This is a genomic window from Asticcacaulis benevestitus DSM 16100 = ATCC BAA-896, from assembly GCF_000376105.1.
GTDB classification, from domain to species: domain Bacteria; phylum Pseudomonadota; class Alphaproteobacteria; order Caulobacterales; family Caulobacteraceae; genus Asticcacaulis; species Asticcacaulis benevestitus.
This window is the reverse complement of record NZ_AQWM01000021.1, coordinates 18,913-45,738: the sequence shown is the minus strand read 5'-3', so window position 1 is coordinate 45,738 and position 26,826 is coordinate 18,913. Positions and strand designations below refer to the sequence as shown.

The following is a 26,826-nucleotide window of genomic DNA, read 5'->3' as shown; positions in this document are numbered from 1 at the left end:
GAGGCTCCCTACAGGCGATCGGCGCGTTTGAGCGCCAGATATTTGCTGACAATCGACGTCGCCAACAGTTCCGTCGGGGTTTCTAACACCTCGACGCCCTGGCGGCGTAGCTGCGCAAACACCCGCTCGCGCTGGTCTGACAGGCGCTTGGCGAACACCGCCTTTGTCACGTCCTCAGGTTCTACAGGTGGACGTGTCATCAGGTCCTCAACCACCTCGTCCTTGAAAGCGACGAACAGCACCAAATGCTTCTTCGACAGGCGATTGAGGCTTTCCACCATCAGGTCGGCGCTGATCTCATCGATAAAATCGCTGAACAGGATGATCAGCGAACGCCGCGCCACCTTGGCGTTGAGATCGGCCAGGGCCAGGGTGTGGTTGGATTCCTCAGGCGTGTCTTCCAGCGCGGACAACTGATATTTCAGCGCATTGAAGCCATGGATGCCGGTCACCGCCGGCGCCACATGATAGGGCTTGGAGGCAAAGGCGAAGGTGCGGACATTGTCGCCGATTTTAAGCGCCGTATAGCCGAGCAACAGGCCGGCATAGATGGCGCGATCGAGGCGTTTCAGGCCCGCCAGAGGTTCGCCCATCAGACGGCCAGTATCGTAGGCCAGCACGATATGGTGGTTACGCTCGGCCTGATATTCGCGGCTGAACAGCTTCATGTGACGCGCCGAGGACCGCCAGTCGATACGGCGGTGATCCTGGCTGGCATCGTATTCACGCAGCGCATGGTATTCCGAGCCGTTGTAAAGCTGGTTCTGAACCCGCACACCGTAGATGTTATCGAGCGAAAACAAATCGGCAGCATCCTGCTCGACGCCGTGAATATCCGGGGTAACGACGATCTCGTGATCGAGCGTGAGCTTTTTCTGGACATAGACCAGGCCGGCGAAGCCCTGCCAGCGCACAAAGCCCGCCTCAATCTCACCACGGCCCCGTGCCGTGGCTTTCAGGCTCAAGGTGCCGCCAAAGGCGCCGTCCTGGCGTACCAGTCTGCGCGGGTACTCAGACGCCGCCAGCACGCGCCCCAGACCCAACCGCAGCTCGATCAGGCCCGGCTGCCGCCAGCGCGTGAAACGCGCCGTAAAGGGTACCTCCACAGTGCGCCCGACGCCGAGCGTCTCGGGCGCAGACATCTGGAAGGTCAGGCCCTCCCCGACCGGCGCAAACAGCCCATCGAGCAGGGCAGCGACAAAGCACAGCCCCGCCACCAGCGGCACCCACGCCCACACACCCGGCGCAAAGATGCCGACACCGAGCGCGACCGGCACGCTTAAGGCCAACAACACCAGAAGACGGGGGGTGGGATAGATGTTCATCAGCGCGGGATCTCGATACGCTCAAGCAGATCCTGCAATACGCGATCGACGCTCTCGCCCTCGATCTCAGCCGATGGCGACAACAGGACGCGGTGACGCATAGAGGCCGGATAGAGCGCCTTGATGTCATCAGGCAGCACATAGTCGCGGCCATCCAGCACAGCGCGGGCACGGGCGGCGCGCGCCAGCAAGGCGCCGGCGCGTGGGCTAGCCCCGACTGAAAGCTGCGGCGTCTCACGGGTGGCGCGGATCAGGGCCACAATGTAGTTCAGATTGGCGTCGTTGAGCTTGACAGTCGAGACCACGCGGATGGCCTCGGCCAGTGACGCTGCGCTCAACACCGCCCCGACGCCGGCGGTCGCCGGATCGCTGGCGGCCGCATTGCCGGATGTATCGACAATGCGCTTTTCTTCCTCAAGCGAAGGGTAACCCAGCACATGCTTGAACAAGAACCGGTCAAGCTGGGCTTCCGGCAACGGATAGGTGCCTTGTTGTTCGATGGGGTTCTGCGTGGCGATGACGGTGAAGTGCGAACCGAGGTCATGGCGCACACCGTCGAGCGTCACCGAATGCTCCTGCATCGCCTCCAGCAAGGCGGCCTGTGTCTTCGGCGGCGTGCGGTTGATTTCATCGGCCAGCAGCAGATCGCAGAAAATAGGTCCCTTGGTCAGGGTGAAGCTCGATGTCTGGAAGTTGAAAAGGTTAGAGCCCAGGACATCGCCCGGCAGCATGTCCGGTGTGAACTGGATGCGGCCAAATTTGAGGCTCAAGGACTGGCAAAACACCTTGGCTAGCAAGGTCTTGGCCGTGCCCGGCGGACCTTCGAGCAGGATATGACCGCCGGAAAACAGCGCCGTCAGCAACAGGTCGACCGTATCCTTCTGGCCGATGATGACCTTGGCGATCTCGGCGCGCAAGCGCTCGGCCAGGGCTTGAATATCAGGTATGAGCACGTTGTATCTCCGTCTTCCAGGCATGGAGTTTGAGCGTAATATCGATAAGCTGGTGCACCGTCATGACCTTGCCTGCGCGGGCTTTCAGGTCGGTGAAGGTGTCGGTGGTTGAGTGGGTCCGGCCAATGCGGTCGGCCAGCGCATCGGGGCTTTCGGTGCTGATGCCGGCACGGTAGCCCTTGTCCTTGATGACCTGATCGCGCACCAGATCGGCATAGGCCGGGCCAAGCTTCACCTCTTTCAGCGTGATCGCCATCAGCCGCGCGGCATTATCGGCGAGAATCCTAACCCCTCGGCCAAGCGGTGCCCCCGCCGGGGCTTCGCGCGCCGGTCCGAAGCGTGCGAAAGCCGCCCACATCAAACCAAGACCCGCGATCAGAAGGCACAAGGGCACACCGATAAACGGCGGGCGGCTCAGGACATGCAGAAGATCATGATCGAGCGACAGGCCGTTGAAGGTCAGGTTGAAGATCACGCGGCCCGGCTTGGCGGCTTTAGGGCTGAGGGTATCGACCAGGGTAAGCGCGCTCAAAACCTTCTGCGGATCAGACAGGATCTGATTGTTGAGCAGGTCAGGATCGCTGAGCAGGTAGACCGGAACCTCAGGCTGGGCCCGTCCCCCCGTCACGATCACCCGCGACAACACGGCCTCGCCGTTAGGGCCCACCAGAACCGGCCGCAGATTTGGCCCGGTGATCGACTGCAGGGCTGTGATGGCGCCGACGGTAAGCGGCGTTTTGAAGGTGCTGTCTCCAGGGGCCGGGGTGAAGGCCCAAAGATGCTTCATGGGCTCACGGGTCGGCGTCAGCTTATTGAGTTCGTCGGCAATAGCGTCTGAGTTCGAATCACCGCTTGGCTCGGCCGGCGTGACCACAGAGCGGCTGTCGCGGTTGACCACGTAGGCCATGTCATCGAAAGTCACCAACATGTCGCCATTGCGCACGGTCTTGGTACCCGGTGGCGACGCAGCCATCTTTGCGGCGGCGTCCTTGTCGTCCTCCGGCGCCTTGGCCTCGTGCATCGGCGACAGAAAGCCAAGGCTTTCGGTCACATTGGACTTAGCCACCAGCGAGGGGCCGCGATCCCAGTACGGGTTGCGCGGATCGCGACCAGCGTTCCACTTGGGTGCCACAATCAGCACGACCTTGCCGAGCGGCGCGCTTAGCACATGTTTCGAGCGCTTCGGATCAGGTATCTGGACCGCCCCGTAGCTGTCGTCGTCGCTCTCGCTGGCTTCACTAGCACTGGCCTCGCTGGAACTGACAGCACTTTCACCGGCAGCGCTTATGGCCTCGTCCGAGGCGGACGACGTATCCTCCTCGTCGAAATGGTAGGCATAGGTGAGCGTACCGCCATCATCATCTAGGGTTATGATCTCCAGAGCCGCGTGGTCGATCAGCGGGCCGTCCTCCAGGCGATTGACCACGACCTCATGCCCCCTCGCCTCCAGCAAACGGCCAAGGCCCGCTGTGCCCTGCGCTGACAAGCCCGTGACATTGGCTTTCTGGCCGGTCTTAGGGGTAGAATTGACATCAAACAACGCAGCCCCGGCCGCGGCGAACAGACACAGGATCATAAACGCGGCCACAGCCGGCAGCCAGCCAGAGGCAGGGCCAAGGCGTTCGCCCCACGATTTGCCCTGCGTCTTTTCGGGTGTGTGGGATTTCGGCTTGCGGGGCATCAGGTGATCCCCTCGGCGGCGACAAAGGCGACGTAAGCTGCGCGGCAGGCGTCAAAACCGGCTTTCCCGGCGGGAATGCCGGCGAAATAACTCATTTCCACCCACCGTACGATCTCGACAAAGGCCGGCCGTGCCGCTTCCGGCAACAGCGGGTGTGAGCTGATATCCCGGGCGGAATAGTGTTTACGCACCATGTTGGGACGGAAAGCGTTGATATCGGCGACCGAGCGGGCCAAGAGGAGGTGCACAGCCTCGTCATAATCACCCTTGACGGCCAGGGCATCAATATCGGCCAGCAAGGCCACCACAGCCTCACGTGTGGGCCGCCACGGGGCATCGGCACGCAGATGGTCGCGCTGGAACAGCCGCTGGAAGCGTGTGCTGATCATTAAACGCACGACCGGAGATAACAGAACGGCGATCAGGGCGATGGCGAGAGCACCCAGAATATAGGGCATAAAGGGGCCAAGCGGCGCGAAAACCTTGGCGATGCCCTCGAAAAAATGTCCAATCGAATCCATGACCTTCTTCCAGAACGCCAATGCCTTCAGATCGGGCTTGGGCATGGCGGTGAAGGTGGTCTGGAGATCGTGCTGGCTGTTGACCTGGCCGATCAGTTTGTTGGCTTGGGCGAGGTCAAGCGGCGCATTCGGGGTGGCAGAGGCCGCAGCCTGGCTGGCAACCTGGCCAGACACCTGTAAGGCGCTGTCTTTTGCCCCGGTCTGCGTCAAGATGCGATATCCCCCTTCTTTGGCCAACGCCCCCACGTTCGCCTCTTATCACACACCCGTCTTAGAATGCGCCCAAACACTAGGTCGGGAAGCTTCGTAGAGTCAAATGTAATCAGACATTCCGCACACCGCATTCAGATTGAGGCGGGGCTGGCCCTCTCTAAGGCCAGAGACCCGCCCTTTACACGGTAACCCGATCCCTTAAGGGTTAAAGAGAGTCTTATAAGAATCCTTAAGTAAGTTAAGCCGAATCGGAAGGCGGTTTTTTTGTTATGTTTCAGGGCTTTACGGAGGACTTGGGTGTGAGATACCCCGTGCTTTGGTGGGTGAAACCCCGCTTCAGGCGTGTGTCATCCCCCGAGGCTTTAGTGGGCGTTCCCCCGTGGTATAAGCCGTCGAGCGCTTCGCCTGGACGAGTTATCCCCAAATTGATCCACAGAGCTAGGGTCATAAGAGGGGGGAATGGCGGTGTGCGATCCCCCGATGAAGGCGTCAAATCTGTCTTTCGCGAATCTTATCGCGGCCTTGGCCCTATCTGCAGGGTGTGTAATCCCCCGAAGGCCTGAATGTGCCTCTTTGGCGAGTCGTTTGGCGGGTCTGACCCAGCTTAAAGTACACGTTAACGCTTCATTAACCTTCATTTGGTGTGTGATACCCCGATGATTCCCAAGATGTCGCCGCCTGCCCTTCCCTTATGTGTAAGGCTTTACAGGGCTTTCGGGTGTGCGATACCCCGTGCTTATCCTCGTCAAACCCTTGGAGATGAAGGATTCAGGCCCGTTTGCCGGTCTTTTTAGGCGCAGATAGGGCGATATCCGGATCCTGGGCGTTCAGCAGGGCCAATTCTCCACCCACCTGGTCGTCAAGCTGGGCCAAACGCGAGATAATAAACACCGCAGGCGAGCCATCCTGCGTCTTTGTGAAGGAAATATCGTATTCCGGCATCTGGTTGCGCTCGACCACTTTGCGCAACATGCGATTAAATTCCTTGGGCGGACTGTCAGAGCCCGTCTTGTTGTGCAAAACCTCGATCCTGCACACCCAGCCCTCAGGCTGCACACCGGCATGCTTGCGGGCAATGCGGTAAAGTGCCCGCTCGAGCCCGCCTGTGAGCAGGAAATAGTCCTGGTGCATGGTCAACAGCGAGCGTTCGCCGGTGATGCCCTCATACACCCAGTTGGACAGGGTTAGGGTCATGCCACGCGGCTGGCCGGTTTCCGGGTCAATTTCCAACGTCCAGCCGTCCAGCCAGCCGAATTGCGCTTCCTGACGGCGCGTCGGTGCACGCAAGGAGGTGCGAATGGACGTGGTTTCCAGCCTTTGAAGCGCCGCCTGCAGTTCAGCGTAGCTTTTACCACCCGTGTCACGCTTGATGGCGCGCAAAAGGTCGTAGGTGGTGGTTTTCAGGGTGCGGGGCAGATCGTTCACACCCTGCGCCTTCAGACGGTTCAGCGCTGAGGCCGCCCAAATGATAATATCGGCGTCCCAGATGGTGGCCATGCCATAGGCCGGCATGGCTTCCACCTTGACCCAGACCTCGCCATCGGGGCTCTTGTACTCGATCGGCTTTAGCCGCTTTCGCTTTTGCAGCGAAAAAAACGGCCGTTCCATGGTCTCGCGCTGATCCTTAAGCGCCACATCGTGGAGCAAAGGTATAAAGAGATCTAACTCGGCATTGGGATCGCGGCGTTTGGACATGGTCTTTTACCGTTTCATGATTCCCGTGGCGGAGTCGAATCCCGCACACCGACTAACGTTCACCCATGGGATGCTTACCGTGCTTGTGGAGAACGGCGTCAAGCCCCTCCCCGATCAGCGCCTGGACTGTGGTGTCACGTTCCACCGCCAGCATCTTGACGGCGCGGGCCATCTGCGGCGTGAAATAGCCAGCGATCATCGTCTTGCCAACACGCGCCTTGGTAACGCTTGACACGGAGGCGGGCTCAGGCTCGGGCTCACGGGTAGCGGCGCTGGAGATCTTGGGCGCCTGTGCCTTGACGGCCTGGGCGGCCTCCTTCTCGATAACGGCGGAAGGAGATATTTGTGGACCGGCAACGGCGGCCAGACGGTCAGCAAGTGAAGGGCGGGAAGCGGGTTTACTCATGCGGCACCTTTAAAGGGTTGTTTTTCTTTGAAAATTCGGAGGGCTTTTTTGTCGGCTTTTGGATATGCGGGCATGTCCAGGCGTCCACACACCCACTTGTAGAGTTCGCGCACCTCTTCAGCCGCCTTACCCAGCGGCTCGTATTCGCTGGCGGTCTGGCCGTTGATGACGGCGTGGCGCAGGGCGGCACGATCAACCAGGCACACCGGCGCAATATTCAGCTGAAGGCTATGGATGACCGAGGCGACTTCATCGATCAGGCTGTGGGCGCGTGCTGGTACGGCATTGAGCAACACGGCCGACGGCTTCTGGGCCACGCGCACGAGTTCGGCGGTGGTCTTGATGGCGTGGAGGTCGAAGGCCGAGGCGCGGGTCGGGATAAGCACGTAGTCGGCCTGCCTGGCGGCCGCAACGGCGGCGCTATCGGCCGCAGGGGGCGAATCGAGGATAACGAGATCGACTCCCATCTTTTCCGCTTCGTTGAGGGTGGGTGCCAGGCGTGCGTGGGGGGCGGCGACCACGACCGGGTTTGGATCATGGTTGGCCTCCCCTGCCCCGCGCCAGTCCGCCCATTGTGCGGCTGTGGCCTGGGGGTCGAGATCGATGATGGCGACACTGTAGCCAGCGCGGGCAGCCGCGACGGCGATATGGACAGCTATCGTGGTTTTACCCACGCCGCCCTTCTGGGAGACTATGGCCAGGGTTTTCATGTGTAAGCCTTTGGATAACGAGACGTGCGGACAGTTTGGTATATGGACGCGCCATCAGGTCCTGACTTGGACGTGCGGACGTGTTGGTAAGAGGGCGTGTGGGCAAGTTCATACGCGGACGTAGAAAGGTGTGGTCGTGTTGTAGCGTAGAGCTGTAGCCACGTGGACGTGCCTAAGGTACCGACGTGTCCACCTGTGGGCTTTGCGTGCGCGTCCACGTGTAAGAGGCGTCCGCTTGAGGATCTGTCCGCACGTACGCGGTGTTGGTGTGTGGTCAATTCAAACGTGTCCACAGGTAGGCCTGTTGAGCTTTCATCGTGTGGTCGTGGCGACATGATACAAAGTCCTCATTGCAACAGCCCAGCGTGTGGATTAGGCGACACGTGGGTAGGTGGGGGATTGGACAAGCCCAGTCGAGGACATCCAAACTCCTTGTCTTCTAGCTCTGTCCGCATGCCCCCATAAGGACGACTTGAAACTCACACGCTTCCACGTATCAACGTGGCGACCTGTGCGCTTCCCGACATCACGAAAAGCCAAACCGTCCGCGTGATGACGACCCATCTTGACGAGGTGTCGTCCTGAGGAAATTTTACTTTTACAACACTTCATCTTGACGACGAGGGCACGTGTGGACAGTACCACGCGCATGATTCGGCTAAATTAGTAAATATTCTATAAACAACGGGCCGTAGGCGGTGCGGTGGCCGAACAAGTTGTGGACAGGTAAGAACCAGGCGAGGGCAGTGCCACCTGCCCACGAAATGTACCAGACGCGTTTGCAAAGCCTTGTGCCATAAGGGCCAGCACGCCCGAATAGCCGCTAGACCCGAGTCGATCTTCGCCAAAAATCAAGGGACAGGGGCGGGGAGGGTTGTGAGACGTGTAGAGGTGTCCACGTTCACACATGTGGGTAAAATGATCGGCTTCGGTCAGACTTCTAGTGTTTTTACCCTCCCAACGAGTCGGTACGTTGGCGTCTTGACCGCCACAAGAAAGGAGGTAGTTTCGCGCATCAAGGTGAGGGTGTGTCCACGTGTTGTCGTGTCGTCGCCACCTTTCACCCCATTTTAAAGGAACAGCTACTCATCGGATGCGACCTCAGACAGCTATCCATGATGAAGAGCACCTGAAAAGGCGTAATCCACGGCTATGTCTGCCACGAGAACCACAAACTACGAAGATGTCCGCCTGTAGATGCCCGCGCGGTCGCCTTGAGGCCCACATACTGATATGTCGACCTTGAAAAATCGCCGCCGAAAGGCGACACAGGACAGCCCTTTCGCACCCGTAGCTCGTCCTGGCGGAGTCACTTTATCTGTGGACCGATGCGGCCTATGGGCGAGCCTTTGTGACGCCTCTTGCGACACCTTGGGCCGGGAGGCCTCCCGTTGCACCTGGCGCTTCGCCACGCGCTCTTCCTGGACGATCCGGATCAGGCGCTTGGGCCGGCCAAAGGGCCGGGCGCGCCCAACCTTAGCCTGCGATCTACAGCATATGATGCGCGAAGGCGCGCTGAAAACCACGGCCATACCCGGGCCGGGTGGCGCGCTGGGTCAAGACTGTGGCGTCATGATCGGCCATACCCCAACCGGCATGGCACGGAGCCATCAGACCCGCAAACCCTTATACCGCTTCAGGTCTCAATCCACCATCTGCCATCTGAACGCGGCCATACCCCACATCATGCCCGAGAAACGGAGGCCGATTCTGCGAACAGGGGAGGGCCGGCACGTAAACTGCGGTCAGGGAGGCAAGGCGCGTACCGACACCTGTTATCCGGACGTCATTTCGGGACGGAAGGCTAGCTATGGCACTCGGGACGCCACTGTGAGACGGTGTAGGCAGCCCCAAAAATTAAGCGGGGCGCCAGTGCCCCGGATCCATGACGTTATGCCAAAGATCCGTACCCCCTGGCGGATGGCTTGCCGAAAGCAGGCACCACGTGGGAAAGGCTTGGACCAGAAATCCCATCCAAACGCCGTATTGCTGGGGGCGTATTTGGGGCACCTCGTCGCCAGGGAAGGGCAGGGGCAGGCGGTTGAAGGAAGCCCTGTAGCGCGACAATCAGGATGAGAGCCGTTGTCGCGCCGCACGTCATGCACGTTGGGGCGCCTGTTTACCCTCATGCTCTTTCAAAATATGATGGGCCCGCCTCTGAAGGTCAAACCCGCAGACCAGGCCGCCACGCAACGCGAAGTCGACATTTGATAGTATACACCTATAAAAAAACGGCCTTGCACAGTGACAAGGCCGTTTGATCTCCGGTCAATGACTAAAAACTTGTCTCGCGTGAGACGCTTCCGCATCCCTGTTGCTTAGTAGAGTTTGTTCTTCTGCCAGTCAGCCGCCGTCTTGATGATCGTGTCAAGATCGCTAAATTCGGCCTTCCAGTTCAACATGGACTTAATTTTGGTGACGTCGGCCACCAAGGATTGCGGGTCGCCATCGCGTCTTGGCCCTAAGCTATGTGGCACGGCCATGCCCATGACCCGTTCTGCTGCCGCAAGCGTCTCTAGTACCGTCGCACCTTCACCGGTGCCGGCATTGAATACCTGGCTGTCGCCACCAGCGCGCAGACGTTCGATGGCCGCCACATGGGCCTTGGCCAGGTCAACGACGTGGATATAGTCGCGGATCGCACTGCCATCTTTGGTGTCATAGTCCGTACCAAAAACGGTCAAGGGCTTGCCGGTGCCAAGCGCTGCCTGGCATATGAGCGGAATAAGGTGCGTTTCGGGCACGTGGCTCTCGCCGATTTCGCCGTCAGGATCAGCACCCGCCGCATTGAAATAGCGCAGGATGGTGTAGCGCAAGGGGTGCGCCGTACTCAGCCAGTGCAGGGCCTGCTCAAACGCAACCTTGCTGCCACCGTAAGGGTTGATCGGGGTGAGGGGGGCCGTTTCAGGTATGGGGGAGACCGCAGGAATACCGTAAGCCGCGGCGGTTGAAGAAAACACCAGATTTTCGACGCCGGCATCGATCAGAGCTTGGGTGAAGGCAACAGCCGCACCCACATTGTTATCGTAGTATTTCGCGGGGTCACGCGTGCTCTCGCCAACCAGGCTGAAGGCCGCGAAATGGATCGCGCTCTTGATGCCATATTTGGTCACAGCATCTGTGATCGCTTCACGATCATTCAGACCGGTCTTGACCAAGGGGCCCCAGCGGACCGACTTTTCATAACCCGTGACCAGGTTGTCCAGGGTAACCGGAAGATAACCCGCTTCGGCAAGGGCCTTGCAAGTTTGTGATCCGATATAGCCGGCGCCGCCGGCAACAAGTATAGCTTCGGTCATGACCGCTCCATCAGGGTTTTGGCGAACCACTTGGACACACCGCCAAAATGTGCCAAAAAAGCCGCTTTGCAGGGCTTCAGGCTGGGATCCATAGTCTTAAATCGTGAAGATAAGCCTAGTCGGTCCCGAATAAATCCCGTGTGTAGATCTTGTCGGCGACATCGGCCAGTTCGTCTGAGGTGCGGTTGGTTAGAATAACGTCCGACATCGCCTTGAACGCTTCCAGATCACGAATAACCGGCGAATTAAAGAAGGTGTCACTTGCGAGGCCGGGCTCATAAATGACGATATCAATGCCCTTGGCCTTGATACGCTTCATAACGCCCTGCACAGACGAATCGCGGAAATTATCCGAATTGGCCTTCATCGTCAGACGATAGACCCCAACCGTCTTCGGGTGGCGCTTTAAGATGCTTGAGGCAATGAAGTCTTTGCGCGTCGTGTTCGCATCGACAATAGCCTGGATCATGTTTTGCGGTACGGCTGAGTAGTTGGCCAGCAGTTGCTTGGTATCCTTGGGCAGGCAGTAACCGCCATAGCCGAAGGACGGATTGTTATAGCCCTTGCCGATGCGCGGATCGAGCGACACGCCTTCAATAATCTGACGGGTGTTGAGCCCAAGCGCTTCGCCGTACGAATCAAGTTCGTTGAAATAGGCAACACGCATGGCGAGATAGGTGTTGGCAAAAAGCTTAATCGCCTCGGCTTCACTGGACCCGGTCAAAATAACGTCGATGTCTTCTTTGATCGCGCCTTGCTTCAACAGGTTGGCAAACGCCTCACCGCGCTCTGATCGCTCGCCCACCACGATCCGTGACGGATGAAGGTTGTCATAAAGCGCCTTGCCCTCGCGCAGAAACTCTGGCGAAAAAATGATGTTCTGGCTGTCCAGGCGTTGGCGCAAACCCTCGGTGTAGCCGACGGGGATCGTTGACTTGATTATAATCAAGGCGTCAGGCGCCATGCTGATACAGTCGCGTATCACCGACTCGACCGAGCTTGTGTCAAAATAATTGGTGTCGGGATCATAGTTCGTAGGCGTCGCCACGATGACAAACTGTGCGCCTGTATAGGCCTGGGCCTTGTCGGTCGTCGCAACAAGGTTTAACGGGCGATTCTTCAGATAGTCTTCGATCTCGGCGTCAACAATGGGGGATTCCCGCCGATTAATCATCGCCGCCTTCTCAGGCACGACGTCCAGAGCCACGACCTCGTTGTGCTGCGCCAGAAGCACGGCGTTAGACAGGCCAACATAGCCCAGACCAGATATGGCGATTTTCATGCGATGCGTCTCTGTATTGCGATTGCCCGAGCTACTTATCGGTCGTGAGCCCGGCAACGTCAACCTCAATGTTGCGGTGCGGTAGTAACAGTGGCGTTAAGGTCAGCCATTGCAATTTGCCGAACTTTTTGCGTCTTCTTGGCGCCACCTTGATTCAAAGTCCGCGTGAGTTTCTCATTTTCACACATAGGTTTGGTAAGAACAGCCGGATTTATAGTCGTCCGGCAATGGCCGCGCTGACCTGTTGATCTCACCCCTGGAACAGCGTTGTCACCGGTTTGGCCTTTATCAACCGGTATGAGGAGGGATTTGAGGAAACGACACGTCGCAGATCAGGGGGAGGTGGTCCGAACCGAGGGCTGGCCCCGTCCTGCAATTGGCGATTCGCCCGCCCTTGACCAGAATATGGTCGATCGGAGAGCCTATGGCGGCGTTTCCGTGCCTAACCGCGACGCGTGTGGCCAAGGGGAAAAGCCGTGGTTGTTCATGCAACTTGTTCTTATCGACCAGCTCACGGAAATGGGGATCCCAGCGGGTAGCGTTGAAATCACCAAGCATAATCCTGCCAGGGGCTTTGTCGTGGATCCTAAGCGACTCTTGCAAAAGATAGCCGTTGCGCTGTGCCAGATCAGACACGCTTCTTAAGGTGGGGGCGTGAATCCCATAGACGACCACTTCTCCGTAAGGCGTTTGCAGAGCGGCGACGGACACCGTACGACCGTTGATGTTCTCAACGTGCTGACTGACGATGGGAAACTTGGATAAAATTATGACGTCGTTGGCTTTCACCGTGTGAGACGGGTATAGCTTGTACAGGCGATCTTCAACGCCGGGCGCACGGCCGGAAAACTCTTCAATGGCCAGAATGTCCGGCTGTTCTACGGAAAGCCAGTCGTAAACCGAGTTGAGTTGGGTGTTGCGGCCCAGCCAGTTGAACGTGACGACCTTCAACGGGGGGGCAAGGCCCTCTTTGGGGACGCCCTGATTGGCCGCGAAATCGGTAAGGAGCGGCCAACTGAAACAGACAGCTGTTGTGAAGAAAAGACCCAGCGCCGCCAGGCGAGCCGTCCTCCAAAAGACGGCGGCTAGAAGAACAACGATGCTGAAGCCTATGAAAATATAGTGCCAAAACAAGAACATCATGCCGATGATGTGCGAGATGTGAGCCGACATCGACAAGATGAAATTGATCACCAGAATCACGAGGCAAGCCGTTACAAAGGTTTGCCATTTACCGATTTTGAAAAGCATATTGAAATCCTGAGCAGGCCATCTGCCCTACCTCGATAGGGCTGACTTGTGGCAAAGCTTTGCCGGCACAGGAATTTACTAATTCTGTTGCTGCGGCGCAACATTATTCCGTCAGGTAGAGGCGGTGTACGCCGAAATCCTACCGTCGCGTTGCCTTCTGGGGGGGAGCGGCTGATGCTGGCGCCGGATGTCCAGACGTCATTTGGCAGGCAATGGCATTGCCGTTGTTGCAGGCCATTTGATAATAGCCTGCTGCCTTCTTGAGGTCGGGCTTCGTGCCTGTGCCAATTTCGTACATTGTACCCAGGGCGAGGCAGGCCGGGGCTGTCTTCAATTTGCAAGACCGGTCATAAAATTGAAGGGTGAGGTTCACGTTGCGAGCAACGCCCACGCCACCAGAATACATTTGCCCCACTGACAGGCAGGCGTTTCCATCACCTTTTTGACAAGCAGCCGCTAAGGCGACTGTAGCAGGTGTCTGGCTGGGCAGGGCCGGGGCAGGTGGCGTCTTGGCGGGTGTTGCCACAGGCTTGGCCGGGATGGCAGGCGCCTTGCTGGCCACGGCTGGGACGGGCTTTGGCTTAGGCGCGGGTGCAGGAACCTGAGGTGTAGGCTTTGCCGGCGTGGCGGGTTTTACGGCTGGGACCGGCTTTGGGAGCGGCGGCTTCAAAGTCGTGGCGCCGGTGGAGCTCTTCGGCGATACGGACGGCTTTACCACCGGGGGCTTTGCGATGGCGAATGCTTTGGCTGCGGCCGGCTTTGACACAGGCTGCACATGCTGGGTCTTGCTGGGCGTCCGGGACGGCATGGCAGGCTTGGAGGTCACGGCTTTTGTATGGCTCTTGGCAGGCTTTGAGGTCACGTGAGCCAATGAGGAAAGCCGCTTGGCATGACCACAAGCCGCTCGGTCGTGCCATTTGCAGGCTTGGTCATATAGCTTCCTAGCCTGCGCACGGTTCGCCCGTTTACCAGTCGCCTCTAGCGACTTGCCGCGAGCCACACAAGCCTTTGTATGCCTCGCATCGCAAAAGCTAACGCGGTGGGCAGGTGCATTCGACGCATGCGCCCTTGGCGTGATAGGGACGTACTGCCTGTCTGTTTCTACAACAACCGGCTGCATGCGACGCCAGTAATGACAGCCGCGCTCATCGCCCATGTCGCAGGCTTCGAGATAGAGGCTGCGGGCGCGCTGGCGTCCAGAGGCCGTCTCCCTGTTCTGATAATACATGCCGAGGTTCACGCAGGCGAAACTGTAGCCGGCTTGGCAATCTATCTGAAGCTGCGCAGGGGTGGGATTTTCGATATAACGCGTATCACCGACCTCCGCCGAGGCCGTTTCGATCGAGACCAAGCTAAGAAGAACGGCAACTGCCGTGAGCCATGTCCACGTGAGGCTTCCCCGTCGCCCACCCAGTCCTGGGACGAGGCGGAGCAGGCCTTGGCCGTTGCAAACTTGCTTACTCATGGTTTCGCTATCACTTCCGAAATATTAAAAGGCTTTAAAAAGTCTAGGTGGGCCTAAAGGATCGACCTCACACCCAGAGGGTTGGCGGTTAAATAACCTGGCCGATGGCGTGGCCCGAGAGCTTGATCATGGCGACGTTGAGATCAGGGGTCATCATCACCGTCAGGACGCCTAACATGCACAGGAACGCTACCAGCCAGGCCAAGGACGTCGCCCGGATCAGAAGCCGATCGGCCCTGATCTTGTGACGTCCGATGAACGTATGGCGCAGTTGACGGCGGAGAGATCGGATAAGGAAACCGCTGACCGACGCCTTTTGCGAACGCCTGCGCCTATATCTTACACCGTCCGACTGCGTGATGTCGAGTTCCGCGAGGATGGGCTTTAGCTTGGCATCCAGTGCGCTCAGTTGCCGTTTAATGCTCTGCAGGTGGCGCTGGCTGTATAGATCGAGCCTCGCCGTACGTCGCGCCAGCAGAAAGCCCATGACGCAGAGGGCGCTTCCCAAAACGAGAAAGACAAATTGCGGTAATATCAGCCTGTTGTCGAAGACCTGAACCAGAACGAGGACGAAGGCAAGCATAATGGCGGCCTCAACCACCATGAAATTGCGCAAACGCTGCTGATTAGTCCCATCGTGGAACATCCGCATCTCGACCAGTTTTTCCCATAACTTCAGTATGTTATCATTTGACACGTCAGTGGACATGTTATGTTTCCTTCCAGGATCCAATTGAAGCCCTTACATCCAAGCAAGAAGGGGGCCGCGAGGTATCAACTCGGATGCCGCGTTGCATGGCACGCCGCAACGACGACCCTGAAGTGGCAAAGGACGCCGGGTCGTCGAACAGGACACAAGCAATTGGAATGAGTGTAAAAGCGCCGTAGAATGGCCTTCTCCGGACCGTGGCGCCAATCATCACGGTCGTTGCGATCTTCGCAGGCCGTGGATAGGCCAAACTCCCCGCTGGCGGCCTTAAGCGCTCCTTACGTCGTGTTCTATCAGGTCCGCGAAAGCCGTCTGAAAAGCAGACGGCAAAGCGCTCAACACGACCGACGGCTTTGTCCGTTGCGCCGGGAAGACCGGCGCCGGGATCTGACGTGACGGCCCGCACGTAACGACAGCCTCAACATGAAGCGATTCAACTCTGGCAAAATCGGACCGTTCCGGGCTACAGTCTGCTGGCATCGGGCAATCCTCTGAATTAGGTTTATGTCATTCGGGTAAAACAATTTTTTCAGATTCCTAGCCCCGTTCCCCGACAGACTGGAGGCGTCGTAGCGAGCATGGGAAGTCGTGAACGCGACTATCGTTAGGTTTATGAGCTGTAATATTGTCTGCGAAAAATGAAGCGATATGTATGAAATCTTGACACCGACGGCTACCACAGAGCGGTCATATACGCTGGACGCAATGCGTGGTGTGGCAGCACTGCTCGTAGTAAGTTATCATTTTTGCGGCGTGGTTTGTCCGATTGAGGGCCATGGATATCTGGCGGTTGATTTCTTCTTTATATTGAGCGGCCTGGTGGTTAGCATGGCCTATTCAAAAAAGTTGTCCACGACGCTATTCGCCTCAGAGTTTATCGTTAAGCGGTTTATTCGATTGTGGCCCCTGTTCGCCATCGGCCTGTGTTTTGCGTTGGTTAAACCATTCGCGCAGATGGTCCTGAATTACCCGGGGCTCGGGCCTGAGAAAGCCATAGTTGCTTTCTCGACCGAGATTTTTATGCTCCCTTCGTTCGTCAACGGCGTTGAACTCTTTCCCCTAAACGGTCCGGCGTGGTCGCTGTTTTTTGAAATTGCCATCAATATTGTTTTTGGCCTGTGGCTTTTTAAAGCCAAACCGGCGGTGCTGGTCGTGATTGGGGGAGGTGCGGGCATATGCCTGGCTATGGCGGCGGCTCAAGCCGGAACGCTCAATATCGGCTGGGGCTGGGATACCTTTCTAAGTGGGGTCTTTCGCGTTACATTTGGATTCATCTGCGGCATAATACTGGAGAAACTTGGCGTCGGAAGACAGTCTGGAAAGCCGTCTTATTGGTGCCTCGTCCCCATCGGGGTACTTGCCGCAGTTTTGATGTTAAAAGTTCCGCCAATTTTGCATTGGCAATACGATCTCATTATTGCTCTGTTGGTTTCACCTATGCTCGTCGCCGTCGGGGCACGATGGCAGCCTCCATTTTTTTTGAAGACCTTTTTTAAATTTTTGGGCGACATCAGCTTTCCCATATATGCGGTTCACTTTAGCCTGATCTATGCTTGGGCTTTCATAGCAAGAAAGTTGCTTGACCTACCCTCGCAAGCATTGCTGCCCGTCTTCTTGGCCTTTATCGTCGGATTGGCATGGGTTCTGATCCATATCGATGCGCGAGTTAGACGCCTGCTCTTTGCCGGATACGCCGCCTTAAAAGCGAAGGGCTCATTAAGAAAGGAGCGCTGAACCTGACCCTGAATCTAGGGGGGCTCCCAATCCGCGTGAAGTCGTCAGGGGCCAGCAATTTCCCAGATTTTCAGCCTCGACGCTCAACAGCGCGACTGACTCTCGTCAGTTTAACGGGAGGCGTTGATGAAGACGCGTTCTGAGCCGCGTAAGCGCACGGCGGTCAGCACACCGGTTGCATAGGCGCCTGTGTCGACGCCGATCCGCCAATCGGTCTGCATCACGTCCTCACGCGCCGAGTGACCGTGGACGACGACATAATCACACGCCTTGGGTGCACTCAAAAACTCGTCCCGAATCCATAGCAGCGTTTCCGCCTTTTGTTCATCAAGCGGTACACCTGGCTTTACGCCGCCATGGACAAAGAGATAATCGCCCGCAATAAACTTCAGTTCGGCGCGGTCGAGAAGCTTGCCGTGTTGGTCTGGCATATTCTGCGCAAGTGCCCGCCTTGCCTCTTCCCACGCTTCCTCAGGCGCTCGTGGGTGAGGCGTTGGCACATTGTAAGAGGAGAGTGTCGCAGCGCCTCCATAGGCAGCCCAATCAGCCCCATAATCACTTTCCAGAAGAAAGCGCTTAAGCATCATTTCGTGATTGCCAAGGAGAACATGCAATTCGCACCACGTCTGCCCTTCCAGCTCTAGAATGGTATCCAAGACGCCCGACGAGTCGGTCCCTCGATCAACGTAGTCACCCAGCAACACAAGCCTAGGCACCTCCCCAAGTTCGGTCGCGTCCGCTTGAATGGTGGCCAACAATTTGATGAACAGATCATTGCAGCCGTGAATGTCACCTATCGCGTAGGTCACCCGATCAATCTGCGGGAGCCTAGTGGACGTCTTCATTGCCGATTTTCGTGTTAGCCAAGACCACATCTTACTCATTAATTCCAATATGCTCGATGTGTCTGAGACCGGGTTCGGAGTGCTGGGGGAGGGGTAGCGGAAATGTCACTTAGGCGGACACTTTATGCGCGACTATACTGGCCGTTCGCGCAAACACAGGCAAGCGCCAATATGACTCTATACTCATTTTTTTATGCTCCGAGGACCTTCGCCCTGTGCCATTTTGGGACCACATCGACAAAGCCGTATTAATTTTGCGACACCTGCTATTTAAAGACCGTTCCCAGTTAGGTGTGCGTGGGAAGGCAGGGATTAGGGGCGGATTCCCCATTGACACAATATGGGATTATTGTTGTAAACAAGCCATTCGCTCTTGTTTATTATAGTCGCTGGTGATTCCGCGTTCCCGCCACGGCCCAGGGCCTATTCCATGGCGGCTCTGTCAAGCTGGCATGGCCCTTGCTTGTGTTGGCCGTGCGACCGGCGATGCTTATGTTGCACTGCGGAAAGAAACAATGTAGGCTGAAATCGAACAAGCTTATATTAAGGTATTGGTCTTAATTAGGTCGAAAGCTGTGAGAACGAACATATGTCGCGACGCGTGAAGAACACTCTTATTTTGGCACTCATGATGGCAACGGCCTCTGCGGCGGTTGCGCCAGCGGTCTTTGCCCAAGCCAGTACTGATGCGCCTGCTATGAGCGCATCTGCTCCGGTCCTGTCGCCTCAGGGCAACGAGTATCGCCTCGGTTCGGCAGACAAGGTTCGCGTTATTGTTTTTGGCGAAACCGATCTCAGTGGCGAGTTCGCTGTGTCGGGTGATGGGAAGGTCGCACTTCCCCTGATCGGGGAAATTCCGGCTGTGGGCGCTACCGCGTCGGAACTGCAGTCGCGGATTGCCAAGGCGCTGGCTGACGGTTACTTGCAAAACCCCAAGGTTAGTGTCGAGGTTTTGAGCTATCGTCCGTTTTATATTCTGGGCGAGGTCAACAAACCTGGCGAATATCCTTATTCATCAGGGATGACCGTAGAGCGCGCTGTCGCCACGGCGTCAGGTTACACGTACCGGGCCAACCACAAAAAAGTTTATATCAAGCGCGCTAACGCGACTGATGAGGTTCAGTTGCCTCTGGACTCGAAGTTGGTGATTGAGCCGGGTGATACGATCCGGATTGTAGAGCGTTATTTCTGATCACCTGATCACCTGAGCGTATAGCGAAAAATATCTGCCCGGCGGGCTGAGCGAGCGCGTAACCAGACGGACTGGTCGCGCGATAGAGGATTTATAATGAGAAAAACAACTGGCCTTTTTGCCGCTTCGGGGGTGGCAATCGCGGGTTTGGCTTTTGCGGCCGGGGTGCAGGCCCAAACGATTGATAACAATTTTTCGCGCGACCATGCTGTCTCGGTCGCTGATCGTCAGCACCCTGAATTTACGCCTCTGGGCCTCAATCTGGGTGCCTTCAAAGTCAGCCCGACCGTTGAAGCGGGTCTGGGCTATAACGACAACGTCCGTTACACCCAATCGGACAAAACATCGGCCGCTATGTTCAGGGTCGCGCCTGCCGTAAGCGGTGCCACCACCTGGAGCCGTCACGCCCTTTCGTTCAAGGTGGGCGCGGTCTCCGACAGCTATAGCTCGGCATCAACTGAGAATACGACGGCATGGAACGCAAGCCTTAATGGCCGACTGGATATCAATTCCAGTGCGAGCCTTAATGGCGGCCTGTCACATAATCGAACCTACGAATCACGCGCGTCTTATATTTCAAACCCCCTGGCCCAAAAGCCGGTTCCGATCGACATCGACGTCGTGAGCGTCGGTACAACGCTCGTAAGCAATCGCGTGAAATTTGTCGGCGGTCTGCGCAGTCAGACCGAGAATTATCACACGGTCAACTCCACGGCGGGCGGTACGATTCCGCAAGATTACCGCGACCTGAATACGACAGCTGAGAGCGGCCGTGTCGATTATGCGATCAGCCCAAGTTTCGCGCTCTTCGTGGCCGGCGAAGCCAACCAACGCCGCTACGATCAGTCATCGCGTAATGACTCGGACGGCTATTTCCTCGCCGTGGGAACGAGTTTTGAAATTGGCGCTCTGGCGCGTGGCGACATCCAGCTAGGTACCATATCTCAGGATTATAAGAATCTGACGTCGGGCAAGCTGACCAGTGGCTACGCCCATGCCAAGGTCGAATGGTTCCCGACCCAGATTACGACTGTGACGGGCCTGCTCGATCGCGGCTATTATGAAAACCCGACGTCAGGTACCATCTCCTCGGGCGTGCTTACCACAACTGCCGGCGTCACCGTCGATCATGAGCTCCTGCGTAACTTGCTTGTAACGGGTAACTATACCCACGTCAGCTATGACTTCAGAAACGGGGCGCGCACAGATACCAGCGATACCCTTTCAGCCTCGGGCCGATACATGATCAGTCGCCGTGTTGGGTTCGTTGCGAAACTATCTCACCAAAAATACGATTCATCGGGCTTGAACGCAATTCGTTCGTTTGATGATAACGCGATACTGCTCTCTGCAGTCTTGTCCTACTAAACACTTTTTTTAACTCCATTCCTCGACGGAACATTTCATGGCAGCGTCTACCAACGAACAGGAACACGGCGATAATATCACGCTTGAAGCGGTGATATCTGATCTGCGCAGATATACGGGGCTTATGCTCATCGTGTTTGTTGCTGTCGCCGCACTGGTCTTCGCGGTGACTTATTTCAAGACACCGAAATATACGGCGACCTCAAGCGTCCTGATTTCCAACGAAGCTCAGGTGGCGCTTCCCGGCCAGCAGGATAACGGTCAGCAAGCCGATACGGCAACCGTCGATTCCGAAGTCGAGCTTCTGAGGTCGAATGCGGTCGCTGTTCGCGTCGTTAAGCAATTGAAGCTGCAAAATGACCCAGCCTACAACGGTACGGCTTCCGCCGAGAAGTTTAGCATTCGCAAACTGATTGGTGGAGCAAAGAAGTCAGCGGTGGCGGCCAAGCCAGATGTGGATCCGGTCGTTCAAACGGCAGCCGACGCACTCCTTGAAAATATTGACGTCAAGCGCGTGGGCCTGACGCGTCTTATCAAGATAAATTACACCAGCACTTCCAAGGGACGTTCGGCCGAAGTCGCCAACGCGTGGGCACAGTCTTATCTTGACGAAAAAATCGCCGTACGCGAAGCCGCTAACCAACAGGCAAGTGGTTGGCTGAACGAAAGACTCACGACGTTGCGGCAGCAGGTCGATGAGTCGGCGCGTGCTGTTCAAGAGTACAAAATTCAAAACAACCTGATGAGTGCGACGGGCTCCACGCTCACGGAGCAGGAAATTTCGGACCTGAATCGTCAGTTGGCATCTGCGCAAGTTGACAGGGCCGAAAGTGCCGCCCGTCTGAACACCGCCAGAAATCAAATGGCGGCCGGCTCGAGCGGTGACGACGTCGGTGAAGCCCTGGGCTCTTCCGTTGTATCCAATCTGCGCACTCAGGCTGCAACCATTTCCTCGCATTTGGCCGAGTTGCAGAGCCACTATGGCCCCATGCACCCTGAAGTCATCAAGGCCAAGAATCAGCTCGCAGATATCAATAGCCAGATTCAGGCAGAAATCCGTCGCATCATGTCTAACCTCGATGCTCAGGATAAGATTCAGCAGCAACGCGCCGGGTCCTTGGTGGGCGCCGTCCGTCGTGCACAAGGGCAACTCGCCTCGAATTCAAAAGCAAGCGTCAAGCTTAATGAACTCGAGTTGAACGCTGAATCGGTCAGACAGCTTTATGAATCCTATCTTGACCGCATGAAGCAGACCTCAACGCAATCCGGCTTGCAGACGTCCAACGCAACTGTGGCCTCGCGGGCTCAGACGCCGCAGGCACCTTCGTCTCCGAAGCTGGCTCTGTCCCTCATGTTGGCCGTGGTGGCAGGGGCTTTTTCGGCCGGCTCATCCGTCCTCGTTCGCCGAGCCCTCGATTCGGGTTTGATGACCAGCAAGGACATCGAAGATGCCTTGGGTATCAATTATCTGGCAAGCATTGCCGATGTGAGCTCGACGCTGAAGAAGAGCGAAACGTCTAAGGTGCCATATCTGTACCTGGCAGAAAGACCCCTCTCGGTGTTCGCGGAAGGTTTCCGCAATATGCGGGCGGCGATACTTTATTCACCCAACAAGGTCCCAAAGGTCATTGCCGTAACCTCCGCCTTGCCTGGCGAAGGCAAGACGACGACCTCCGTGTGTCTGGCGACAGCCTTTTCGCTGGCGGGTAACTCGGTCGTGGTGGTCGACTGCGACCTTCGTAAGCGATCTTTGAACGCCATCTTCAAACAGTCGCCCGAAAAGGGTCTGGTTGAAGCGGTTATGGGAGAGGTCAGTCTTGCACAGGTTATCCAGCAGGACGAAGCCACCAAGGTTCACTATGTTCCGTTGTCGGTGCACCCGGTGACCAGCCAGGATATCTTCAGTAATCCGAAATTTGACGCCCTGTTGGACTTGCTTCGGGAACAGTTCGACTACGTCATCCTGGATACGGCGCCTATCCTGCCTGTTGCCGATACCCGCATTCTGGCGCGCAAGGCTGACTATGTCGCCTTGCTGATACGCTGGCGCAAGACGCCTAAGCGTGCTGTCCAGGCCGCTGTTGACATCCTTGAAGGGGCGCGTGTTGAAATCAACGGCGCGGCTCTGACACAGGTCGACGTCGTAGCTCAAGGCAAATATGGCTACGGCGACGCTGGCTATTATTACAAAGACTACAAGAGCTACTACGTCCAAAACTAAATAATATAGGTTGCCGGCCCTTAGGGGCCGGTAGCTTTTTGCGCTTATAGTACTGGGACTTAAGTGCCTTCAATCGGCAAACGCGAGAATTCTGGCTTCCTGCCTGCTCTTGCAGAGTCTGGAATGTTCTCATGAGTGATAGTAAGAAAGTTGCCACGAACATCGTAGCAAGCTGGGGCGCGAACCTTGTCAAGGCGCTCGTCCAGCTTCTTATGCTGCCCATCATGGCGCGCCTACTTGGCCCAGCAGAAATGGGGCTCTATGCCCTAGCTCTTCCGATTGTTTCCCTCGTTATGCCGCTGGCGGATGCGGGGCTTGCCAACAGTCTTGCCCGCGAAGATCAATCCAATCACCGAGTTTGGTCCAGCGCCTTCTGGATGCTTCAGTGTGTCGCCATACTTTTAGGTGCCGGTGTCATCGGTGGTTCCTACTTCATCGCTTTCACAGCGAACCAGCCGCGCCTGCCTCTGATCATTATGGCCTTGGCCCTCATCTTCCCACTTCTCTCCCTTGGCGTCCTACCGATGGCACGGATGATCCAGAAGGGCAGGCTTGTGGCGCCGGCAATGATCGATTTGGCGAGCAATATTTGCGGTGCGGGCGTGGGCGTCTTCTGTGCCTATTCGGGGTTCGGCGTTTGGGCCATGGTGTGGCAATATGTGTCCGTGTTCGTCATGCGCGCCATCCTCTTCAACGCCTGCGAATTCTACTTGCCACATATCACCTTCTCCATGACCGGTCTGCATAGCCACCTACGTCTTGGCAGTTCCATGACAGTTTCAAAGGTTGTCGAGTTTGCCGGGCGGATTGCCGAAAACTCTCAGGTCTCGAGAGCCATGGGCGGTGTAGCGCTTGGAACCTATGGATTTGCCACACAGGCCGCCCGTTTCCTGGCGGAGGCCGTCGGGAATTCAATTTGGGCAAACCTCTACTACAAGTCCCTCCACGCCAAGCAAGAGGACCTCGGCGCCATTTTCACGAAGATGACGCGTCTGCTTTGCATGATCTTGGTTCCAGGCTCATTTCTGGCCGCGGCCCTGGCGCCCGATATCCTTCCCTTGTTGCTGGGGCCGAAGTGGGCTCTCGCCGGTTGGCCGCTGGCCATCTTCTGCATCACTTCGCCCTTTACAGTCATTTCGTCGATGACGGGGGCGGTCCTTTATGCCCGGGGGCATGCCAAGATACCGATGGTCGTCGCCGTCTGTACCGCTTTAGCCCGGTTCCTGGCCATCCTGATCTTTTCACAATTTGGTTTATTGCCGGCATGCGTGGCCGTGGGCGCTGTGAGCATCGGGCAATGTATTGCGGCCTACGCCGTATCGCGCACCCTCATCGGCTTCGATACGGCCACCTTGCTTCGACACGCCCTCGGACCCATCGCGGCCTCGACGGCAGGTGTTGCCGCCTTATTTGCGATCGGGCTATCCCATCCGACCATTTTGGGAGGTGTTATTGCCGTGGCCGTATATGGTGGCATTATTGTTTTTGGTCAGCTTCTGTTTGACCGCAAACTGTTCGGACCTGATTTGTTGACCGTATTGAGTTTGGTCTGGAAGAAACGAGACCAAGAAGTGGGCATCGGCTAATGTCGGGCGTCAGAACCTTCTGCCCAATCGATCAGGACGCGTGATATGCTTTTTGTTGCCCCTAGCTTCGCCACACCCTTTGTTGGACACGTTAATTGATCGCCGCCATTATCGTCCTGCTCGCCCTGGCCGTCGGTTTTTTCAGACCGGGTAACACCCTTCTGTTTATAGCCATGGCGCTTTGTAGCTTCGGAACCCTGGCCATCATCCCCCCAGACATGATCGGCGGAACCACGGTCCTGGCCTCGGCCGTGGCGTTCTTACTTCTTGTCGGTCGTCAGGCTTTGATCGCCGGCCAGGCCGAGCGGATGGTTGTTGCGCTGATAGATGTACGCCGTATGGGGCTGCTGGGCCTATTTGGCATTGTGGCCGTTGTTGGCGCGTTCACCCTTCCGCGCATGTTCCAGGGCCAAATCATGGTCTATCCGATGAAAGCGGCGGGGCTCGTGTCCTATGTGGTCCCGCTTGCTCCTACGTCCTCCAATTTCAACCAGGCGCTCAACCAAATCGAAGCTCTGGGCGTAGCTGTGTCAATCTATGCCATGGCGCGCTGGAGCGGCTTTTCTCAGAAACTAGGTACAGCCTTGCTCTGGGGCGGTGCCGCTGTTGTCTTCACGGGTCTCCTGGATATGATAGGGACCGCGGCAGGCCTCGATGTTGTGCTTGAGCAATTCCGCACGGCCTCGTACGTCCTCATGGATGGGTCTGACGTCAACGGGGTTCGCCGCGTCATCGGGATGATGTCGGAGGCCTCGAGTTTTGGCGCGCTTTCGACAAGCTTCGGTTCACTCCTGTTTTTCACCAGAAATGCCTATTCCCCGCGTGTCCGAAAACTGTACGTCTATCCGATCTCAATCGCCTGCCTGGTTTTCGCTCTTTTGTCGACGGCCTCGACGGCCTACGGTGCCCTGGCCGTCTTTGGCCTCCTAAATGTCATCGACATCCTGTGGCGGTCATTGTTTGCGCCAAAGGCCCAAAAAGTCGTTCTCTTCTACGAATTGCTCGGGTGTTTGGCGGTGTTCTTAATAGGGGCTAGCATCTTTCTCTCGTCGCCTGAACTACGTCAGATGGTTAAAGATATGCTGGACGCCATCATATTTAACAAGACGCAGTCAGGCTCCTATCTAGAGCGCTCGGCCTGGACCGCGCAGGGCATGACGGCTTTTCGCGAAAGCCATGGCATCGGCGTGGGGGCGGGGGCGGCAAGAACCTCCAACTTTTTCGTCAATATTCTGGCGAGTACGGGCATCCTGGGGGGAGCACTATTTGCGGCCTTTCTCGTCCGCGTTTTCGCGGCCCGTATCCCGTCATCGGATCGTCAGGCTTTTGAACTGGCGCACGGCGCAAAGCTTGCCATTCTGGTTGCCTTCGTCTCTATGTACCTGTCGGGTACAACCCCCGACTACGGCGTGTTCCTCGCGGTGATGTTTGGTTTGATTGTTGGTCTTGCCACACGGAAGGGCCGCGTTCGGAACCAGTCTAAGACCGAAGCTGCGGTGTCTGACGATGGCTCGGAAGAGGATGTGCCGCAGCGTAAACGTCCAAGCTCTCGTGTAGGCAGGCTCTAAGACATGCGTGTTCTCCATCTTTCTAACCACTGTATCTTCGGCAATGGAAATGTCCACGCGACCGTGGACTTGGCCTGTACCCAATCCGCCCCCCGGTCACCAGGTCTTCTATGGCAGCGAGGGCGGCGACTTCGTTTCGCTCCTTGAAGCTAACAAGGTTGAACATGTTTCCCTGCCTCAGAACCATAAACAACCAATTCGTGTCGTCGCAACACTCGGCAGGCTCGTCCGGCTTATCAAGCGGAATAAATAGAGATCATTCGTATCCGGCATGAGCGCCCCACAAACCATTTGATTTAGGTTTGCGCGATCATGCTCCTATCAGCTTTTGGCGAAGGAGTTCAGATGTACGATGATGGGTTTGATAAGTTCGGGGCGCGAAGACCTGTAGCGCGTCAATCAGGATGAGAGCTCGCATTGCTCCATCTGAAATGTTCCTAAGCCGCGGATAGTTGCCTCATTTGCAAGCGGGCAGTTGGCCCCATATAGCTGGTAGTTTTCGGCCATGTTATCAGCCCGAGAAGCGTTGCGATGGTGAACTTCTATGTCTGGAGATATGCGTAGGGATAGAAACTTCCAATTTGTGGAGGTGGTCAGTTCCGGCTCGGGTTTTATTGGTCGAATTCGTCGAGAGTAGGCTGACGACTACAAAGCCGAGAAGACGTCGCGTTCGCTGGTTCCGGGCGTGAACGCTTCGGCATTGGCGCGGGAGATCGGGATATCGCCAGGTCAGCGGTTCGGTTGGCGCAGGTTTGCCTGCGATCGTGGACTTTTGCACGATTTGGAAAAGATGATCGTGTCT

General features: G+C 56.9%; 19 protein-coding genes. 6 read left to right on the top strand and 13 right to left on the bottom strand.

Features of this window, described 5'->3' with window-relative positions:
• Positions 1-8 precede the first annotated feature (8 nt).
• From B060_RS0116790 to B060_RS0116710, 12 genes are all read right to left on the bottom strand, one after another.
• Positions 9-1,325, bottom strand: a complete 1,317-nt coding sequence (locus B060_RS0116790) for a DUF58 domain-containing protein (protein ID WP_018082969.1) — start codon at positions 1,323-1,325, stop codon at positions 9-11.
• Positions 1,325-2,278: an AAA family ATPase gene (locus B060_RS0116785; protein ID WP_018082968.1), complete on the bottom strand. Its 954-nt coding sequence runs from the start codon at positions 2,276-2,278 to the stop codon at positions 1,325-1,327. The genes B060_RS0116790 and B060_RS0116785 overlap by 1 nt, the downstream gene beginning before the upstream one ends.
• Entirely contained in the window at positions 2,265-3,959 is a 1,695-nt protein-coding gene (locus tag B060_RS26230) for a hypothetical protein (RefSeq protein WP_018082967.1), read from the bottom strand. The genes B060_RS0116785 and B060_RS26230 overlap by 14 nt, the downstream gene beginning before the upstream one ends.
• On the bottom strand, positions 3,959-4,690 hold the full coding sequence (locus B060_RS0116775) for a hypothetical protein (RefSeq protein ID WP_236621626.1): 732 nt from the start codon (positions 4,688-4,690) through the stop codon (positions 3,959-3,961). The genes B060_RS26230 and B060_RS0116775 overlap by 1 nt, the downstream gene beginning before the upstream one ends.
• A 771-nt stretch (positions 4,691-5,461) precedes the next feature.
• A complete protein-coding gene (locus tag B060_RS0116770) occupies positions 5,462-6,388 on the bottom strand; it encodes a replication initiator protein A (protein WP_018082965.1) in 927 nt (308 codons plus the stop codon).
• A 52-nt stretch (positions 6,389-6,440) separates the two neighbouring features.
• Entirely contained in the window at positions 6,441-6,794 is a 354-nt protein-coding gene (locus B060_RS26225; protein WP_018082964.1) for a ribbon-helix-helix domain-containing protein, read from the bottom strand.
• Positions 6,791-7,504, bottom strand: a complete 714-nt coding sequence (locus B060_RS24975; protein ID WP_018082963.1) for an AAA family ATPase — start codon at positions 7,502-7,504, stop codon at positions 6,791-6,793. Before B060_RS24975 ends, B060_RS26225 begins: the two co-directional genes overlap by 4 nt.
• 2,318 nt (positions 7,505-9,822) lie before the next feature.
• Positions 9,823-10,803: a UDP-glucose 4-epimerase GalE gene (galE, locus tag B060_RS0116745; RefSeq protein WP_018082960.1), complete on the bottom strand. Its 981-nt coding sequence runs from the start codon at positions 10,801-10,803 to the stop codon at positions 9,823-9,825.
• A gap of 115 nt (positions 10,804-10,918) precedes the next feature.
• Positions 10,919-12,085: a nucleotide sugar dehydrogenase gene (locus B060_RS0116735; RefSeq protein ID WP_018082958.1), complete on the bottom strand. Its 1,167-nt coding sequence runs from the start codon at positions 12,083-12,085 to the stop codon at positions 10,919-10,921.
• A 288-nt stretch (positions 12,086-12,373) separates the two neighbouring features.
• Positions 12,374-13,336 carry an endonuclease/exonuclease/phosphatase family protein gene (locus tag B060_RS0116730; RefSeq protein WP_018082957.1) on the bottom strand — a complete coding sequence of 321 codons (963 nt, stop codon included), beginning with the start codon at positions 13,334-13,336 and terminating at the stop codon, positions 12,374-12,376.
• A 139-nt stretch (positions 13,337-13,475) separates the two neighbouring features.
• Positions 13,476-13,742, bottom strand: coding sequence for a tetratricopeptide repeat protein (locus B060_RS28470; RefSeq protein WP_018082956.1), 267 nt, complete (start codon positions 13,740-13,742; stop codon positions 13,476-13,478).
• A gap of 1,147 nt (positions 13,743-14,889) precedes the next feature.
• Positions 14,890-15,510 (bottom strand): RipA family octameric membrane protein, encoded by a 621-nt coding sequence (locus B060_RS0116710; RefSeq protein ID WP_018082953.1) that lies wholly within the window; start codon positions 15,508-15,510, stop codon positions 14,890-14,892.
• A gap of 648 nt (positions 15,511-16,158) precedes the next feature.
• Here B060_RS0116710 and B060_RS0116705 point away from each other — a divergent pair.
• Entirely contained in the window at positions 16,159-17,244 is a 1,086-nt protein-coding gene (locus tag B060_RS0116705) for an acyltransferase family protein (protein WP_018082952.1), read from the top strand.
• A 110-nt stretch (positions 17,245-17,354) separates the two neighbouring features.
• On the opposite strand, the gene B060_RS0116700 is transcribed toward B060_RS0116705, so the two are convergent.
• Positions 17,355-18,089 carry a metallophosphoesterase family protein gene (locus B060_RS0116700; protein ID WP_236621625.1) on the bottom strand — a complete coding sequence of 245 codons (735 nt, stop codon included), beginning with the start codon at positions 18,087-18,089 and terminating at the stop codon, positions 17,355-17,357.
• Positions 18,090-18,678: 589 nt separating this feature from the next.
• On the opposite strand from B060_RS0116700, the gene B060_RS0116695 reads away from it, so the two are divergent.
• The 5 genes from B060_RS0116695 (at position 18,679) to B060_RS0116675 (ending at position 26,024) form a co-directional block, all read left to right on the top strand.
• Entirely contained in the window at positions 18,679-19,281 is a 603-nt protein-coding gene (locus B060_RS0116695) for a polysaccharide biosynthesis/export family protein (RefSeq protein ID WP_018082950.1), read from the top strand.
• A gap of 96 nt (positions 19,282-19,377) precedes the next feature.
• Entirely contained in the window at positions 19,378-20,649 is a 1,272-nt protein-coding gene (locus B060_RS0116690) for an outer membrane beta-barrel protein (RefSeq protein WP_018082949.1), read from the top strand.
• A gap of 37 nt (positions 20,650-20,686) precedes the next feature.
• Positions 20,687-22,870 carry a GumC family protein gene (locus B060_RS0116685; RefSeq protein ID WP_018082948.1) on the top strand — a complete coding sequence of 728 codons (2,184 nt, stop codon included), beginning with the start codon at positions 20,687-20,689 and terminating at the stop codon, positions 22,868-22,870.
• A 131-nt stretch (positions 22,871-23,001) separates the two neighbouring features.
• The gene (locus B060_RS0116680; protein ID WP_018082947.1) at positions 23,002-24,456 is read left to right on the top strand and encodes an oligosaccharide flippase family protein; all 1,455 of its coding nucleotides are present in this window, start codon (positions 23,002-23,004) and stop codon (positions 24,454-24,456) included.
• Between the two features lie 95 nt (positions 24,457-24,551).
• Entirely contained in the window at positions 24,552-26,024 is a 1,473-nt protein-coding gene (locus B060_RS0116675) for a V-type ATP synthase subunit I (RefSeq protein ID WP_018082946.1), read from the top strand.
• Positions 26,025-26,826 lie beyond the last annotated feature (802 nt).

Excerpts from the sequence above, each read along its gene's own strand:
- B060_RS28470 (WP_018082956.1), bottom strand. The coding sequence starts at position 13,742 with ATGTATTCTGGTGGCGTGGGCGTTGCTCGCAACGTGAACCTCACCCTT.
- B060_RS0116770 (WP_018082965.1), bottom strand. The coding sequence starts at position 6,388 with ATGTCCAAACGCCGCGATCCCAATGCCGAGTTAGATCTCTTTATACCT.
- B060_RS0116700 (WP_236621625.1), bottom strand. The coding sequence starts at position 18,089 with ATGAAGACGTCCACTAGGCTCCCGCAGATTGATCGGGTGACCTACGCG.
- B060_RS26225 (WP_018082964.1), bottom strand. The coding sequence starts at position 6,794 with ATGAGTAAACCCGCTTCCCGCCCTTCACTTGCTGACCGTCTGGCCGCC.
- B060_RS0116790 (WP_018082969.1), bottom strand. The coding sequence starts at position 1,325 with ATGAACATCTATCCCACCCCCCGTCTTCTGGTGTTGTTGGCCTTAAGC.
- B060_RS24975 (WP_018082963.1), bottom strand. The coding sequence starts at position 7,504 with ATGAAAACCCTGGCCATAGTCTCCCAGAAGGGCGGCGTGGGTAAAACC.
- B060_RS0116710 (WP_018082953.1), bottom strand. The coding sequence starts at position 15,510 with ATGTCCACTGACGTGTCAAATGATAACATACTGAAGTTATGGGAAAAA.
- B060_RS0116695 (WP_018082950.1), top strand. The coding sequence starts at position 18,679 with ATGTCGCGACGCGTGAAGAACACTCTTATTTTGGCACTCATGATGGCA.
- B060_RS0116735 (WP_018082958.1), bottom strand. The coding sequence starts at position 12,085 with ATGAAAATCGCCATATCTGGTCTGGGCTATGTTGGCCTGTCTAACGCC.
- B060_RS0116680 (WP_018082947.1), top strand. The coding sequence starts at position 23,002 with ATGAGTGATAGTAAGAAAGTTGCCACGAACATCGTAGCAAGCTGGGGC.
- galE (WP_018082960.1), bottom strand. The coding sequence starts at position 10,803 with ATGACCGAAGCTATACTTGTTGCCGGCGGCGCCGGCTATATCGGATCA.
- B060_RS0116690 (WP_018082949.1), top strand. The coding sequence starts at position 19,378 with ATGAGAAAAACAACTGGCCTTTTTGCCGCTTCGGGGGTGGCAATCGCG.
- B060_RS26230 (WP_018082967.1), bottom strand. The coding sequence starts at position 3,959 with ATGCCCCGCAAGCCGAAATCCCACACACCCGAAAAGACGCAGGGCAAA.
- B060_RS0116705 (WP_018082952.1), top strand. The coding sequence starts at position 16,159 with ATGTATGAAATCTTGACACCGACGGCTACCACAGAGCGGTCATATACG.
- B060_RS0116685 (WP_018082948.1), top strand. The coding sequence starts at position 20,687 with ATGGCAGCGTCTACCAACGAACAGGAACACGGCGATAATATCACGCTT.
- B060_RS0116730 (WP_018082957.1), bottom strand. The coding sequence starts at position 13,336 with ATGCTTTTCAAAATCGGTAAATGGCAAACCTTTGTAACGGCTTGCCTC.